The sequence below is a fragment of the Streptomyces sp. NPDC059851 genome (assembly GCF_042732005.1).
GTDB lineage: Bacteria > Actinomycetota > Actinomycetes > Streptomycetales > Streptomycetaceae > Streptomyces.
In genome coordinates, this window is the sequence record NZ_JBHWJJ010000096.1 from 16949 (window position 1) to 31543 (window position 14595).

The following is a 14595-nucleotide window of genomic DNA, read 5'->3' on the forward strand; positions in this document are numbered from 1 at the left end:
ACGCTAGACGCTGCCACTGACAACGCCGGTCCGGAGCCCCGAGTGGGACGCCGTGCGGGCCGTGAGCGCGGCCAGGGCCGAGCGGCTCGTGACGCCCGTCTTGCGGAAGATGTGGGAGAGGTGGGTGTCCACGGTGCGCGGGCTGAGGTACAGGCGCGCCGCGATCGCCGGAGTGGTGAGGCCTTCCGCGACCAGGGCCGCGATCTCCTGTTCACGGCGGGTCAGCCCCGGTAGGAGGGGAGCCCCCGCCGGGACCGGCGTCGGCGCCGTCTCCCGCGGAGCCGGGTGTAACAGGTCCGCCAGGCCCGTCAGGAGGCGGGCGCCGCCCGTCTCGGCGAGTCCGCGGCCACGCCGCCACATGCGTTCCGCCGCTTCGGCGTCGCCCGACTCCGCCGTCAGGGACGCGCCGAGGAGCAGGGACTGCGCCTCCCACAGGGCCGCCCCCGAGCGGGCGGCTTCCTCCGCGGCCAGCGCGTACCGCTGCGCCGCCGCGCTGGCCGAGCCCTGCCCGGCCAGCACCTGGCCCTCGCTCCGCAGCGCCGACGCCCGCTGGACGGGCAGGCCCAGCTGCTCCGCCTCCCGGCGGGCCCGCTCCGCCCACGCCTCGGCGGCGGGCAGGTCCCCGGTGCAGACGGCGGCGGTGACCAGAGCCTCCAGGAACAGCGGCCGCATCGACGGCTGCAGACCGGCCAGGTCCGGCCCGCCCGCCCGGAGCATCGCCGACCGGGCCCGCCGTGCGTCCCCGGCGTGCAGCGCGGCGTAGCTCATCACGCACCACGACAGGGACGCCCACCAACTCGTCCGCGGACCGGCCGCTGCGACCGCCTCCTCGGCGACGGCCAGTGCGATGCCGTCCCCGGCCGGCTGGGCAGCGATCAGCACCTGCGCCTTGTTCGCCAGGACCAGCGCCAGCAGTTCGTCGCTGCCGATGCCGCGGGCGATGCTCTCGGCCTCGTCCACCAGGTCCAGGGCCGAGCCCAGCCGGCACGCGTGCACGTGGACGGTCGCCTTGCACAGCAGCAGGTGCGGCAGCAGGTGCAGGGGCCCGCCCCGCCGGGCGATGGCCACCCCGCGGTCGGCGTGCCGCTCCGCGTCCTCGTACCGCTCCAGGTAGAACTCGGCCCAGCCGAGCCGGGCCAGGGGCTCGCACAGGTCCGCGAGGTCGCGGTCGGTGAGGGCGTCCACGCAGGCCCCGGCGCGGTCGGTGTACTCCCGCGCCGAGGGCAGGTTCCCGTCGTACGCCTCCCCGAGCGCCGAGATCGCCAGGGCGCCCGCCGCGGCCGGGTCGTCGCCGAGGGCGCGGGCCAGTTCGTACGTGCGCAGCACCTCCGGTCGTACGTCCCGGTACGCCGAGGAATGCGGTGCCGAGGAGCCCAGTTCCAGGCCGAGGGCCACCGCCTCGGCGGGGCGGGGGGCGGGACGTCGCCGCAGCTCCCGGCGCAGGAGGGCGACCGAGGCCCGGTACTGGCCGAGGTGACGCTCCATCGAGGCGCACAGGGTGACCGCGGCCGCCCGCACCCCGCCGCCGTCACCGCCGCTGTCGGGGGCTTCGTCCGCCGCCGGCATCGCGGCGATCACCTCGTGGAGCAGGTCACGGCTTTCGCGGAGGTTCCCGCACACGCTCAGCGCCCGCGCCCGCTTCAGTAGCAGCTCCCGCCGGCGCGCCGTGTACGGGGGCGTGTCCGGCAGCACCCGCAGTACCACTCCCAGCCAGTGCGCGCTGCTCGCCGGGGCCGTGGCCTCGGACTGCCCGGCCGCCTCCAGCAGCACGTCGGCGAGGTCCGGGTCCCAGCCGGTCAGCGCCCGCTCCACGTGGTGGGCCCGTACGGACGCGGACGCGCCGGCCCCGGCCAGTGCGGCGGCGGCCCGGCGGTGCATCCCGGCGCGCCGCCGGTGTTCGGTGTTCTCGTGGACGACGGCCCGCAGCACCGGATGGCGCAGCGACCACCTCCCGCCCGGGCCGGGGCGCAGCAGGTCCCGGCGGGCGAGCGCGCTCAGGTCCGCATGGAGCCCGGCCAAGTCGGTGGCGGCCGCGGTCAGCGCCAGCAGCGGGGGCGTGCTGTGGTCGCCGAGCACGGCCGCCGCCTCGGCGGTGCGGCGCTGCGCGGCGGTCAGCGGGGTCAGCTCGTCGAGCAGCAGCGTGGCGAGCCCGCCGGCCGGGACCGTGGTGCCGGACTGCCCCTGGAGCAGGGTCAGGAAGTACAGCGGGTTGCCCTCGCTGGCCGCGTACAGCCGGGCGGCCCGGTCGGGCGGCAGCCCGGCGGCGAGGTGTTCCACGCAGGCGTCCTCGGCGAGCGGCCCGAGGTCCAGGCGGAGCACGGCCCCGGTGTCGATGCCACGGGTGAGCGCGGCCGTGAGGGAGGGCGAGGTCTGCCGGTCCCGCCGGGCCACGGCGATCACGACGGGCGCCCGCAGGGGATGCCTCACGAGGTGGTCGAGGAGTTCCAGCGAGGCGGGGTCGGCCCAGTGCAGGTCGTCGAGGGCGATGAGCAGGCCGGTCCCGCCGCGCCCGGCCAGCGCGGCGAGCAGCCGGGCGGTGGCGCGGTGTGCGGCGAAGCGGTCCGCGGGGGCGGCCCCGGGCGGCGATCCGGCCGTCCCGGGCGGCGATCCGGCGGTCCCGGGCGGCGATCCGGCGGTCCCGGCCCCCGATCCGGCCATCCCTGACGTGGTTCCCGGCTCCGCCGCCCCGGTCGGCGCCCCCACCCCGTACAGGACCGGGGCCGCCGGCGACCGAGGGTCCAGGCCGTGCAGCAGTTCCGGGTCCAGATCGGCCAGGGCGTCGGTGAACAGCCGGAACGGGATGTGCCGTTCGTACTCGGTGGCCCGGCCGCGCAGCACCGTCATCCCGCGGTCCGCGGCCCGTTCGCACAGCTCCGTCAGCAGGCGGCTCTTGCCGATCCCCGCCGCACCCGTCAGATCGACGACTCCCGGCCGGCCTCCCCGCCCGTCGAGCACCGCCTCCAGCCGGTCCAGTTCGGCCCCCCGGCCAACCAGTGGAACCCTGTCCGTCATCGTGACCCTCCCCCCAGGACTCCGGTACCCGCAATGGACGACCGGAATACGTAAGCGGTTCTACGGATGCCGCTGCGGGAGCCGGGCTGCCAGCATCGGAAGGGATACCGGCTGCGCCTGACGAGGAGGCTGCATGCGCCGAATCCGTGTGCCCGTCGTTCCCTTCCTGCTGGCCGTCCCGGCGCTCGCGCTCGCGGGGTGCGCGGGCTCGGGGTCCTCCAGGACGGCCCTGTCCGATCCGTTCGCCTCCCGGCCCGCGTCGTCGCCTCCGGCCAGTGCGCCGGTCGCCCCGTCGACGCCGACGCCCACGTCTCCGCCGACGCCCACCCCGGCGTGCGTGCCCACCGCGAACATGGGTGAGACGGAGCGGCGCGACTACCTCAAGCACCTCAAGAACAGCGAACCCCGGCTCCCCATGGCCCTGTTCGCCACCGACAGCGGAGTGCACATCTTCCCGGAGGAGGCACGGCGGCCCTGCTCGGCGGTCCCGGTGCGGCTGGGCCACTTCCGGGTGGACATGGAACGCGCGATATCGGGCTCCGCCCAGTACTCGTTCACGTACGCGCCGATCAACACCGTCACCGTGAGCGTGGGTCCGCAGGACGGCACGGCCCCCGGCAGCCGGCCGCCCGCCGCGCAGAACTGCTCGGGCACGCTGTCCGTCGTGTACGTGGGCAAGGACATCACCGCCGACGAGCTGCCGGACGAGCTCAGCTTCCGGAACGGCTCGACCTCGCTGAAGTGGACCTCGGTCGACTTCGCCGACGAGCGGGTGCTCGACACCGTGTTCGTCCCGCCGCCGGACGCCAAGTCCTGCTGAACCGGCCCCGGCGCCGGCACGGCCCGGGGCGGGGGGTGCGCCGTGGGGGTGCGCACCGCCCGCCTCCGTGGCCTTACGGGGCGGGGTCCTCGCGCGGCGGCTCGTCGTCATTGCCGCGGCGGAAGGTGTGCAGCCCGCGCTGAGGGGTCCAGGTGCGGATCACCAGCTCGTCGCCGTCGACGCCGATGTGGACGACCTCCGTCAGGTCCGTGTGGAACAGGTGGAACGGGTGCGGGGTCTGCGTCTCCTCCGCGTACCGGTGCAGCTCGGGCGGGTCCACTTGCTCGATCGCCCGCCCGGAGATCCGCACGTCCCCGTCGGGCATGGTTTCGCCCTCGCCCGGATTGCTGTGCAGCGCGAAGCGCGGGTCGTGCTGGAGGTCGCGGGCCTTCATGGAGCCCTGCATCATGCCGAGCCACAGCTCCCCGCCGCGGATGTCGACGTTCAGACCGCTCAGCCGCGGGGAGCCGTCCTTGCGGAGGGTGCCGAGGACGTGGTGGGGGTACTGCGCGAACCGGCGCCGGACGGTGGCCGCGAATTCCGGTTCCTGTTCTTCGAACGCTGCCCAGTTGTTCGTCGTCATGCGTCCATCAAAGCGCGCGGCACCGGCGACCGCCGGCCAGGCGCGCACGATGCCCGCAGCCCGGGCCGCCGCCAGCCAGGAAGGGAACTCCCCGACCAGCCGGTCGTACAGCTCCCGGTCCGGCATGCTGCGGGGGTCGGGGCCCGCGTGGAAGTAGCCCGCGTTGTCGACCACCCGCCGGGACGGCACGGGCAGTTCGTCGAGGCGGCGCAGGAAGTCGAACTGCTTGCCGTGGGTGTCGCCGAAGCCGACGAACTGCCAGAAGAGCGGCAGCCCGGCGGCCTTGCAGAGGTACTTCTCCGCGGCGAACCGGCTGACCGGGCCGCCGTCGGTCTGGAAGACGACCAGGGCGGGTCCGGTCGGGTCGGAGTCCAGGTAGTGGTCGATGACCGCGTCCATCGCCGCGTGGTACGAGGTCTTGCCCATGTGACCGAGGCGGGAGACGATTTCGGCGATGCGCCCGGCGTGCCCGGCGAGCGGTATCTCCTCGACCGCGTCGACGTCGGTGGAGAAGAACACCACGGGGACGCGGCCGTCGTCGTCCAGGTGCGCCGACAGGCCGAGCACCCGGTCCGCGAGCGCCTGCACGGTGCCGTCCCGGTAGTACGGGCGCATCGATCCCGAGTAGTCGAGGACCAGGTAGACGGAGGCGCGGCCGCCTTCCAGGCCGTGTTCGCGCAGTGCGGTCCCGGCGCTCTTGTAGAGGCTCACCAGGGCCGGAGCGGTCTGTTCGATCTTGCGGAGGTCGATCGCGCTGCCCGTCATGGGCCGAGGGTACGGCAGGGCGCGGTGGCGCGGTGGTCGCGGTGCCGGTACCCGTGACGGTGGCGGTGGCGGTGGCGTCGATGCTTCTCGTGACGGTGGCCCGCGGGCCGTGTGGCCGGGGCATGATGTGAGCATGTCGCTCGGGTCGATGCTGCTGCGCAACCTGCTCCTCCTGGCGGTGGAGTGTGGCGCCGTGCTGCTGCTGCGCGGGCCGGCGCCGTGGATTCCGGTCCTGCTGACCGTTTTCGTCGTCGGCTCGGGCGTACTCCACGGCACCGATGCCGAGTTCACCCCGCGCTTCGCGGTCGCGCTCGCCGCCGTCGGCGTCACCGAACTCACCGTGCGGGCCTGGGGGCCGCCGGATCCGCGGGCGATCGCGGCCGGGGTGGGGGCCGTGGTGCTGCTCGCCGTCCAGACCGCCACCGTGGCCCGGTACGCGCGCCGGCCGCGACGCCTACGGCGCCGCCGCACCTGAGGCCACCCGGCCCGGCAACCGCTGGTGGCGGGCCCCGGGGATCGAAAAGAATGCCCGCATGACGCCCACACCCCCGCCCGAGCCCGGCGCCGCGCCCGAGCCCGGCACCGCGCCCGCCCCGGGCCTGCACCCCGCGGAGCGGGCCCGGTCCTTCGACCGTGCCGCCCGGCTCTACGCCGCGCACCGGCCCGGCTACCCGGACGGGCTCTTCGACGCCGTCGAGGAACTCGCCGGGCGGCCGCTGCGAGGGGCCTGCGTGGCCGACGTCGGCGCCGGAACCGGAATCTCCACCGCCCTGCTGCACGCCCGCGGCGCCCGTGTCCTCGCCGTCGAGCCGGGCGACGGCATGGCCGCCGAGTTCCGGCGGGCCAACCCGCACATCCCCCTCGTACGCGGCGACGGAAACCGCCTGCCGCTCGCCGCATCCGCGTTCGACCTGCTCACCTACGCCCAGGCCTGGCACTGGACCGACCCCGCCCGGGCCGTCCCCGAGGCCCGGCGCGTGCTCCGCCCCGGCGGCGCACTCGCGCTGTGGTGGAACGACCCGGACACCACCGTCGACTGGATCGCCGGGCAGGAGGCCCGGGTCCGCGCCTTCTTCCACGGTGGGGTGACCCCGGCCCGGCTGCTGCCCGCCGAGCTCGCGTTCACCACCCGCACGGTGCGGTGGTCGCGCCGGATCCCCCTCGAAGCGCACCTCGCCAACCACGCCAGCCACTCCGCGTTCCTCGTCCTCGGCCCCGACGGCACCCGGGAGTTCCTGGACGCCGAACGGGCCTTGCTGCGACCGCTCTTCCCGGACGGCACGGTCGAGGAGCGCTACGTCACCACCCTCAACCTGGCCCGCGTATGAGACGGACACCGCTGCCCGGGCGGACACCGCTGCTCGCCCGTGCCGTGCGGGCCGTCGCCCTGACGGCGCTGTGCTGTACGGGCCCGGTCGCGTGCGTGCCGTTCGGCGGCTCCGCCGAGGCCGGCGTCCGCTACGCTGAGGACTTCGACCGCCACGAACCGCTGCGGGTGGAGGGCTATCCGACCGACGGGTCGCTGCGCCTCGTCCAGCAGGTCGTCTGGCGGATCGCGGACGGCGACCAGGGCCGGCTGGAGGACCTCTCCACGGACGACGCCCCGCCGCAGGAGCGGGCGGTCACGGCCCGGCGCTGGATCGCCGAGTTCCGCAAGGGCGCCGGGGGGAAGGCCACGGCGGTCTTCTGCGACCCCGGCGACGCCCGCCAGACGGTGGTGCTGCGCTTCCCCGGCACGGGGCAGACGAAGGTCCTCCACGTGCGGCTCGACGGTGTCGGCGGCGAGGACGGCTGGCGCGTACGGATGAACGAGCCCGCGGGCGCGCCGCCGGAGCCGCTGCCGCCCTGCGCCGCACTCTGACCCGGAGGGCGGGTGGGGTGCCCGTGAGCCGCCGGGCCGGTGCCACGGGTGTGCCCTAACCTCGGCCCCGTAAGGCTCCCACCCGATCCGGGAAGGCGGACGCGACGATGGCCCCGGCACCCCAGAAGATCACCACGTTCCTGATGTTCGAGGGCAGGGCGGAGGAGGCGATGACCTTCTACACGTCGCTGTTCGACGACGCCGAGGTCATCGACGTCACCCGCTACGGCGCCGAGGGGCCCGGCCCCGAGGGCAGCGTGCAGCACGCCACGTTCTCGCTCGCCGGGCAGCAGTTCATGTGCATCGACAGCTTCGTCAAGCACGAGTTCGGTTTCACCCCGGCCGTCTCGCTCTTCGTCCGGTGCGACTCCGAGGCCGAGCTCGACCGCCTCTACGCGGCCCTCGCCGAGCAGGGCGCCGAGCTGATGCCCGTCGGTGACTACGGCTTCAGCGCCCGCTTCGGCTGGGTCAACGACCGCTTCGGCGTCTCCTGGCAGCTGAACCTGCCCGCCTGACCTGGCGCCTCCGCCACGACCGCCGCCCGGCAGTCCCGCGGGCTGCCCCAGGCGTCCCGCAGGGGGCGTGCCTTGCGCAGCCACAGGGACAGGTCCAGTTCCTCGGTGTAGCCGACCGCCCCGTGCACCTGGAGCGCCGTCAAGGCCGCCCCGTACGCCGCCCCGCCCGCCGCGAGCTTCGCCGCCGCGACCTCGCCCGGGGCGGGGGACAGGGCCGCCGCCCACAGCAGCGGCCGCGCGAACTCCAGCGCCAGGAGCGTGTCCGCGAGCCGGTGCTTGACCGCCTGGAAGCCCCCGATCGGCATGCCGAACTGGGTGCGCTGCCGGGCGTACCCCACCGTGCGGGCCAGTAGTTCCTCGCCCAGGCCGAGGCACTGGGCCGCCGTCAGCAGCCGCGCCCAGCGGGCCGCCTCCCCGGCCGCCGCCGTGACGTGCGGGCCGACGGCCAGGAGCTCGCCCCCGGCCGGGGGGAGGGACAGCCGGCGCGCCGGGTCCGTCGACCGCAGCGGCCGTGCGCCGCCACCGGTCCCGGCCGGGACCACACGGAGTTCGCCGGACTCCGACACCGTGAAGCAGTACGCGGTCGTGTCCGCGTCCAGGGCGTACGGGCTCCCGCCCGGCAGCACCAGCGTCACCGCCTCCCCGCCCGCCGCCAGCCCCGGCAGGAACCGCTTCGCCACTGCCTCGTCCCCCAGCCGCGACAGCAGCACGGCCGCCGCGGCCGTCTCCACCACCGGCCCCGGCACCCCCGCCCGCCCCACCTCCACCAGCGCCACGGCCAGCTCCACCGGGAGCAGCCCCGCCCCGCCGTACGCCTCCGGCACGGCCGGCGCGAACAGCCCGGCCCGCGCCAGCCGCCCCCACAGCGCCCGTCCCGGGCCCGGGTCCCCGGCCGCCCAGGCCCGTACGGCTGCCGGGACCTCCGCGCCGGCCAGCAGCCCGCGCAGCGCCCGGGCGAAGTCCGACTGCTCCTCCGTCAGCAGGAAACGCATCAGCGGCGGCCCTTCGGAAGGCCGAGCAGCCGCTCGGCGATGATGTCGCGCTGGATCTCGTTCGTGCCCGCATAGATCGGCCCTGCCAGCGAGAACAACCACGGCTCGGCCCACTCCCCGTCCGCCAGCTCCGCGTCCGCGCCCAGCAGGTCCAGCGCCGTCTCGTGCAGCGCGATGTCGTACGTCGACCAGAAGACCTTGTTCAGGCTGGACTCGGCCCCGGTCCGCCCGCCCGCCGCCAGCCGCGCCGCACCGGCCCACGTGAACAGCTCGTACGCGCGCGCCCCGACCAGCGCGTCCGCCACGCGGTCGCGCAGCGCCGTGTCCGTTGGGTCCCCGGCCGCCCGCCACAGCGCGAGCAGCCGCCCGGCCGCCGCCAGGTACCGGCCGGGCGAACGCAGCGTGAGCCCCCGCTCGTCGCCCGTCGTCGACATCGCGATCCGCCAGCCCTGCCCGGGCCCGCCGATCACGTCCCCGTCGGGTACGAACACCCCGTCCAGGAAGAGCTCCGCGAAGGCCGGCTTGCCGTCCAGGCGACCGATGGGCCGCACCGTCACCCCCGGCGCCCGCAGGTCGAACATCAGGTACGTCAGCCCCCGGTGCGGCTGCTCACCGTCCGGACCGGTCCGGAAGATGCCGAAGGCCCGGTCCGCGAACGCCGCCCGCGAGGACCAGGTCTTCTGCCCCGACAGCAGCCAGCCGCCGTCCGTGCGCACCGCCCGGGACTTCAGCGACGCCAGGTCGGAGCCCGCCTCCGGCTCCGACCAGGCCTGCGCCCACACCACCTCGCCGCTCGCCATCGGCGGCAGCACCCGCGCCCGCTGCTCGGGCGTCGCGTACGCGAAGAGCGTCGGTGCCAACAGGCTGATGCCGTTCTGCGAGACCCGGCCGGGTGCGCCCGCGGCCCAGTACTCCTCCTCGAAGACCAGCCACCGCTCGATGTCCGCTCCCCGGCCCCCGTACTCCTCGGGCCAGGACACCGCCGACCAGCGGTCCGCGTACAGCTCAGCCTCCCAGGCGCGGTGGGCGGCGAAGCCCTCCGCGGTCTCAAGGGAGGGCAGGGGGGAAGCGGGGACGTGGCGGGCGAGCCAGTCCCGGGCCTCGGCCCGGAAGGCTTCCACCTCCGGTGGATGGGTCAGGTCCATCAGGCGCTCGCCTCCCCGGGTTCCCTAACAAGTGTTTGGTAGGTTAACGTGCGGGCGTGACCGGAGTCGAGGGCGCCGCGGCCGGAACCGCTGCCGGCCGTGCGGGCGCGGACCCCACCGCAGGCGCCGACGCCGAGGAGGCACCGCATGGACACCCCCGCACCGCCGACACCGCCGACACCGCCCGCACCACCGGACCCCGTCCCCGGGCACGGGCTGCTCGACGGCCGCAGCGCCGTCGTCACCGCAGCCGCCGGAGCCGGCATCGGCGGGGCCACCGCCCGCCGCTTCCTCCAGGAAGGCGCCCGCGTCGTCCTCGGCGACGCCCACGCCCGCCGCCTGAAGGAGACCGAGGAGGTGCTCGCCGCCGAGTTCGGACCGGACCGGGTCACCTCCCTGCCCTGCGACGTCACCGACGAGGCCCAGGTCCAGGCCCTCTTCGCGTACGCCGAACGCACCCACGGCCGCCTCGACGTCGTCGTCAACAACGCCGGCCTCGGCGGCACCGCCGCCCTCGTCGACATGACCGACGAGCAGTGGGGCAAAGTCCTCGACGTCACCCTGGGCGGCACCTTCCGCTGCACCCGCGCCGCCCTGCGCTCCTTCAAGGCCGCCGCCGCAGCCCGGTCAGCGCCTCCCCCGCACGGCGGCGGCGCCATCGTCAACAACGCCTCCGTCCTCGGCTGGCGCGCCCAGGCCGGCCAGGCCCACTACGCCGCCGCCAAGGCGGGGGTGATGGCCCTGACCCGCTGCGCGGCCCTGGAGGCGGCCGGGTTCGGCGTACGGGTCAACGCGGTCGCCCCCAGCCTGGCCGTGCACCCGCACCTGGCCAAGGTCACGAGCGAGGAACTGCTGGCCGAGCTGACGGCCCGCGAGGCCTTCGGCCGGTACGCCGAACCCTGGGAGGTCGCCAACGTCATCGTCTTCCTGGCCAGCGGCTACTCCTCGTACATGACCGGCGAGACCGTGTCGGTCAGCAGCCAGCGGGCCTAGCCCGAGAATGGGCCCGTGCCAACGAACGAGACGACGAACGAGACGACGGGCAAGAAGAAGGCGCAGGCGGCTGCCGGCCCCGAGCGCCGCCGCGAACTCCTCGACACCGCCGCCGAGGTGTTCGCCGCCCAGGGCTACAACGCCACCACCGTCCGCAAGATCGCCGACGCCGCCGGCATGCTCGCCGGCAGCCTCTACTACCACTTCGATTCCAAGGAGTCGATGCTCGACGAAATCCTCTCCACCTTCCTGAACGAGCTGTGGGAGGGCTACGACGCCGTCCTCGCCGCCCGGCTGGGCCCCCGGGAGACCATCGAGGCCCTCGTCACCGAGTCCTTCCGCGAGATCGACCGGCACCGCGCCGCCGTCGCGATCTACCAGAAGGAGGCACGCCACCTCACCGACCAGCCCCGCTTCCACTACCTCGCCGCATCGCAGGCCAGGTTCGAAAAGGCCTGGCTGGGCACACTGGAACGCGGGGTCGCCGACCGGGTCTTCCGGGCCGACCTCGACGTCCGCCTCACCTACCGCTTCGTCCGCGACACGGTGTGGGTGGCGGCGTCCTGGTACCGGCCGGGAGGACAGCACAGCCCCGAGGAGATCGCCCGGCAGTACCTGTCGATGGTCCTGGACGGGATCTCCCTGCGCAGCTGACCCGCGACCCCCGCGGGACACGACCCGAGGAGCCGCCATGCCCGAGGCCTACATCGTCGACGCCGTACGCACCCCCGTGGGACGGCGCGGAGGAGGGCTCAGCACGGTCCACCCCGCCGACCTCGGCGCGCACGTCCTCACCGCCCTCGTCGAGCGCACCGGGATCGACCCGGCCGCCGTGGACGACGTGGTCTTCGGCTGCCTGGACACGGTCGGGCCGCAGGCCGGGGACATCGCCCGGACGGCCTGGCTGGCGGCGGGACTGCCCCAGGAGGTACCGGGCGTCACCGTGGACCGGCAGTGCGGCTCCTCGCAACAGGCCGTGCACTTCGCGGCCCAGGGCGTGCTGTCCGGGACCCAGGACCTGGTGGTCGCCGGCGGCACCCAGAACATGTCGATGATCCCGATCGCCTTCGCCTCGCGGCAGGCCGCCGAGCCGCTCGGCCTGACCGGCGGCCCGTACGCGGGCAGCACCGGCTGGCGAGCCCGCTACGGCGACGCGCCCGTCAACCAGTTCCACGGCGCCGAACTGATCGCCCGTAAGTGGGGGATCTCCCGCCGGGACATGGAGGAGTTCGCGCTGCGCTCACACCGGCGGGCGGTCCGCGCGATCGACGAGGGCCGCTTCGACCGCGAGACCGTCCCGTACGGGGACGTCGTGCACGACGAGGGGCCCCGCAGGGACACCAGCCCGGAGAAGATGGCCGCCCTGAAGCCGGTCCTGGAGGGCGGCACGATCACCGCGGCCGTCTCTTCCCAGGTCTCCGACGGGGCGGCGGCCCTGCTGATCGCCTCCGAGCGGGCCGTCGCCGAGCACGGACTACGGCCGCGGGCCCGCATCCACCACCTGTCGGTCCGCGGCGAGGACCCCATCCGCATGCTGTCGGCGCCGATCCCCGCCACCGCCCACGCCCTGAAGAAGACGGGCATGTCCCTCGACGACGTCGACCTGGTGGAGATCAACGAGGCCTTCGCCCCGGTCGTCCTGGCCTGGCTGAAGGAGACCGGCGCCGACCCCGAGCGGGTCAACGTCAACGGCGGCGCGATCGCCCTGGGCCACCCGCTGGGCGCGACCGGCGTGAAGCTGATGACCACGCTGCTGCACGAACTGGAACGCACCGGCGGCCGCTACGGCCTGCAGACGATGTGCGAGGGCGGAGGCCAGGCCAACGTCACCGTCATCGAGAGGCTGTGACGCAACCGGGCCGGGGGCCGCCCCCGGCCCGGTTGCGGCCGCCGCCCCCGGCCCCACCACGGCCGCCGCCCGCGGCCCCGTGAAGTGTGCTAGCTTAGGCGGCGTTGCAGTTGTGGTACCCATGAACTTTATGTGCGCCTGACGGGAATGTTCCTCAGGCGCTTTTATTGTTTTCTCGCCGGAATCACCGGATGGGGCCCTACCGCCTGATCAGGGAGATTCGCCATGGCACTTGGCACCGTGAAGTGGTTCAACTCGGAAAAGGGCTTCGGCTTCATCGAGCAGGACGGCGGCGGCCCGGACGTCTTCGCCCACTACTCGAACATCGCCACCCAGGGCTTCCGTGAGCTCCACGAGGGCCAGCGCGTGTCCTTCGACGTCACGCAGGGCCAGAAGGGCCCGCAGGCCGAGAACATCCTGCCTGCCTGACGCACACCACCCGCCGGGGTCCGCACCGAGAGGTGCGGGCCCCGGCTTGCGTGCTGTCCCGACCTTTCCTGCATGCTGTCCCGACCTTGTTGTACCTGCCGGTTCCAGAAGGGCTTTCTCGCATGACCAGCTCCAGCTCCGCACGACCCAGCCGCCGCCCCACCCGGGGCCGAGGCGCGGCCCAGGGACGTCCGAAGACTGGTGCGGAACGGCAGAAGTCCGCGTCCGTCGCCCCCAGGCCCCAAGAGTTCACCATGCCCGAGCCGGTCGTGCCCGCACTCCCGCCGGCCGCCTCCTTCGAGGACATGGACCTGCCCGGGGCGCTGCTGAAGACCCTCGCCGCCCAGGGCGTCACCGAGCCCTTCCCCATCCAGGCCGCCACCCTCCCGAACTCCCTCGCCGGCCGCGACCTGCTCGGCCGGGGCCGCACCGGCTCCGGCAAGACCCTCGCCTTCGGCCTGGCCCTGCTCGCCCGCACCGCCGGCCGCCGAGCGCAGCCGAAGGCGCCGCTCGCGCTGGTCCTCGTACCGACCCGCGAACTCGCCCAGCAGGTCACCGACGCCCTCACTCCGTACGCCACGGCCTTGAGCCTGCGCATCGCGACCGTCGTCGGCGGCATGTCCATCAACCGGCAGGCGGGCGCCCTGCGCCGCGGCGCCGAGGTGCTCGTCGCCACCCCCGGCCGCCTGAAGGACCTCATAGACCGCGGCGACGCCGTCCTCGACCAGGTCTCGATCACCGTCCTCGACGAGGCCGACCAGATGACCGACATGGGCTTCATGCCCCAGGTCACGGCCCTGCTGAAGCTCGTCGAGCCGGGCGGCCAGCGGCTGCTGTTCTCGGCGACGCTCGACAAGAACATCGACAAGCTCGTCAAGATGTTCCTGAACGACCCGGTCGGCCACTCCGTCGACCCGTCGGCTGGCGCGGTCACCACCATGGAGCACCACGTCCTGTACGTCATGGACGAGACCGACAAGCGGGCCGTGGCGACCCGCATCGCCGCCCGCGACGGCCGCGTGATCATGTTCGTGGACACCAAGCGCGGCGTCGACCGCATGGTCAAGCGGCTCCTCGCCGACGGCGTCCGCGCCTCCGGGCTGCACGGCGGCCGCTCGCAGCCGCAGCGCAACCGGACCCTCGACTGGTTCAAGACCGGCGAGGTCACCGCGCTGATCGCGACCAACGTCGCCGCCCGCGGCATCCACATCGACGACCTCGACCTCGTCGTCAACGTGGACCCGCCCACCGACCACAAGGACTACCTGCACCGTGGCGGCCGCACCGCGCGCGCCGGCGAGTCCGGCAGCGTCGTGACGCTGGTGCTGCCCGACCAGAAGCGCGACATGGTCCGCCTGATGTCGGACGCGGGGATCTCCCCGCGCACCGCCCAGATCAAGTCCTCCGACGAGGAACTGGCCCGGCTGACCGGCGCCCGGGTGCCCTCGGGCGTCCCCGTCGTCCTGGAGGTGCCGCAGCCCACCCCGCCGAAGCCCCGGAACGGCGGCCGCCCCGGTTCCGGCTCCGGAGCCGGAACGGGTTCCGGTTCGGGCGGCGGCCGGCGCCGCTCCGGCCGCGGCCGCAGCGGCGGCGGGCAGGTCGGCGACCGGGCCGGCGGCCAGGGCCCGTCC

Annotated in this window: 13 protein-coding genes and 1 pseudogene; 10 read left to right on the forward strand and 4 right to left on the reverse strand. The window is 74.6% G+C overall.

Annotation, left to right across the window (positions count from 1 at the left end; all coding sequences use genetic code 11):
• Positions 1 to 3 precede the first annotated feature (3 nt).
• Complete coding sequence (locus ACFV7Q_RS27155; RefSeq protein WP_385432130.1) at positions 4 to 3012, reverse strand: AAA family ATPase; 3009 nt, start codon at positions 3010 to 3012, stop codon at positions 4 to 6.
• A 133-nt stretch (positions 3013 to 3145) separates the two neighbouring features.
• On the opposite strand from ACFV7Q_RS27155, the gene ACFV7Q_RS27160 reads away from it, so the two are divergent.
• Positions 3146 to 3832 carry a hypothetical protein gene (locus ACFV7Q_RS27160; protein WP_385432132.1) on the forward strand — a complete coding sequence of 229 codons (687 nt, stop codon included), beginning with the start codon at positions 3146 to 3148 and terminating at the stop codon, positions 3830 to 3832.
• Positions 3833 to 4457: 625 nt separating this feature from the next.
• Here ACFV7Q_RS27160 and ACFV7Q_RS27165 read toward each other — a convergent pair.
• Positions 4458 to 5180, reverse strand: a pseudogene (locus ACFV7Q_RS27165) (VWA domain-containing protein); the annotation flags it as partial.
• A gap of 133 nt (positions 5181 to 5313) precedes the next feature.
• Here ACFV7Q_RS27165 and ACFV7Q_RS27170 point away from each other — a divergent pair.
• The 4 genes from ACFV7Q_RS27170 to ACFV7Q_RS27185 all read left to right on the forward strand — a co-directional run bounded on the left by ACFV7Q_RS27170 (position 5314) and on the right by ACFV7Q_RS27185 (position 7556).
• Positions 5314 to 5655 carry a hypothetical protein gene (locus ACFV7Q_RS27170; protein ID WP_385432133.1) on the forward strand — a complete coding sequence of 114 codons (342 nt, stop codon included), beginning with the start codon at positions 5314 to 5316 and terminating at the stop codon, positions 5653 to 5655.
• Positions 5656 to 5713: 58 nt separating this feature from the next.
• Positions 5714 to 6508 (forward strand): class I SAM-dependent methyltransferase, encoded by a 795-nt coding sequence (locus tag ACFV7Q_RS27175; RefSeq protein ID WP_385432135.1) that lies wholly within the window; start codon positions 5714 to 5716, stop codon positions 6506 to 6508.
• On the forward strand, positions 6505 to 7041 hold the full coding sequence (locus tag ACFV7Q_RS27180) for a hypothetical protein (RefSeq protein ID WP_385432137.1): 537 nt from the start codon (positions 6505 to 6507) through the stop codon (positions 7039 to 7041). The genes ACFV7Q_RS27175 and ACFV7Q_RS27180 overlap by 4 nt, the downstream gene beginning before the upstream one ends.
• A 107-nt stretch (positions 7042 to 7148) precedes the next feature.
• Positions 7149 to 7556: a VOC family protein gene (locus ACFV7Q_RS27185; protein WP_385432139.1), complete on the forward strand. Its 408-nt coding sequence runs from the start codon at positions 7149 to 7151 to the stop codon at positions 7554 to 7556.
• On the opposite strand, the gene ACFV7Q_RS27190 is transcribed toward ACFV7Q_RS27185, so the two are convergent.
• Positions 7481 to 8548 carry an acyl-CoA dehydrogenase family protein gene (locus ACFV7Q_RS27190; RefSeq protein WP_385432141.1) on the reverse strand — a complete coding sequence of 356 codons (1068 nt, stop codon included), beginning with the start codon at positions 8546 to 8548 and terminating at the stop codon, positions 7481 to 7483. The genes ACFV7Q_RS27185 and ACFV7Q_RS27190 overlap by 76 nt on opposite strands.
• A complete protein-coding gene (locus ACFV7Q_RS27195; RefSeq protein WP_385432143.1) occupies positions 8548 to 9693 on the reverse strand; it encodes an acyl-CoA dehydrogenase family protein in 1146 nt (381 codons plus the stop codon). Before ACFV7Q_RS27195 ends, ACFV7Q_RS27190 begins: the two co-directional genes overlap by 1 nt.
• 147 nt (positions 9694 to 9840) lie before the next feature.
• On the opposite strand from ACFV7Q_RS27195, the gene ACFV7Q_RS27200 reads away from it, so the two are divergent.
• From ACFV7Q_RS27200 to ACFV7Q_RS27220, 5 genes are all read left to right on the forward strand, one after another.
• On the forward strand, positions 9841 to 10686 hold the full coding sequence (locus ACFV7Q_RS27200) for an SDR family oxidoreductase (RefSeq protein WP_385432145.1): 846 nt from the start codon (positions 9841 to 9843) through the stop codon (positions 10684 to 10686).
• A 15-nt stretch (positions 10687 to 10701) separates the two neighbouring features.
• Positions 10702 to 11340: a TetR/AcrR family transcriptional regulator gene (locus ACFV7Q_RS27205; RefSeq protein WP_385432146.1), complete on the forward strand. Its 639-nt coding sequence runs from the start codon at positions 10702 to 10704 to the stop codon at positions 11338 to 11340.
• A gap of 37 nt (positions 11341 to 11377) precedes the next feature.
• Positions 11378 to 12535 (forward strand): acetyl-CoA C-acetyltransferase, encoded by a 1158-nt coding sequence (locus ACFV7Q_RS27210; protein WP_385432148.1) that lies wholly within the window; start codon positions 11378 to 11380, stop codon positions 12533 to 12535.
• Between the two features lie 225 nt (positions 12536 to 12760).
• Entirely contained in the window at positions 12761 to 12964 is a 204-nt protein-coding gene (locus ACFV7Q_RS27215) for a cold-shock protein (RefSeq protein WP_385432150.1), read from the forward strand.
• A 122-nt stretch (positions 12965 to 13086) separates the two neighbouring features.
• A partial coding sequence (locus tag ACFV7Q_RS27220; RefSeq protein WP_385432151.1) for a DEAD/DEAH box helicase occupies positions 13087 to 14595 on the forward strand: 1509 nt, incomplete at its 3' end.

What these genes read in the sequence shown, in the direction of transcription:
- ACFV7Q_RS27170 (WP_385432133.1), top strand. Translation starts at nt 5,314, where the DNA reads ATGTCGCTCGGGTCGATGCTGCTGCGCAACCTGCTCCTCCTGGCGGTG.
- ACFV7Q_RS27155 (WP_385432130.1), bottom strand. Translation starts at nt 3,012, where the DNA reads ATGACGGACAGGGTTCCACTGGTTGGCCGGGGGGCCGAACTGGACCGG.
- ACFV7Q_RS27180 (WP_385432137.1), top strand. Translation starts at nt 6,505, where the DNA reads ATGAGACGGACACCGCTGCCCGGGCGGACACCGCTGCTCGCCCGTGCC.
- ACFV7Q_RS27215 (WP_385432150.1), top strand. Translation starts at nt 12,761, where the DNA reads ATGGCACTTGGCACCGTGAAGTGGTTCAACTCGGAAAAGGGCTTCGGC.
- ACFV7Q_RS27185 (WP_385432139.1), top strand. Translation starts at nt 7,149, where the DNA reads ATGGCCCCGGCACCCCAGAAGATCACCACGTTCCTGATGTTCGAGGGC.
- ACFV7Q_RS27195 (WP_385432143.1), bottom strand. Translation starts at nt 9,693, where the DNA reads ATGGACCTGACCCATCCACCGGAGGTGGAAGCCTTCCGGGCCGAGGCC.
- ACFV7Q_RS27210 (WP_385432148.1), top strand. Translation starts at nt 11,378, where the DNA reads ATGCCCGAGGCCTACATCGTCGACGCCGTACGCACCCCCGTGGGACGG.
- ACFV7Q_RS27175 (WP_385432135.1), top strand. Translation starts at nt 5,714, where the DNA reads ATGACGCCCACACCCCCGCCCGAGCCCGGCGCCGCGCCCGAGCCCGGC.
- ACFV7Q_RS27190 (WP_385432141.1), bottom strand. Translation starts at nt 8,548, where the DNA reads ATGCGTTTCCTGCTGACGGAGGAGCAGTCGGACTTCGCCCGGGCGCTG.
- ACFV7Q_RS27160 (WP_385432132.1), top strand. Translation starts at nt 3,146, where the DNA reads ATGCGCCGAATCCGTGTGCCCGTCGTTCCCTTCCTGCTGGCCGTCCCG.
- ACFV7Q_RS27200 (WP_385432145.1), top strand. Translation starts at nt 9,841, where the DNA reads ATGGACACCCCCGCACCGCCGACACCGCCGACACCGCCCGCACCACCG.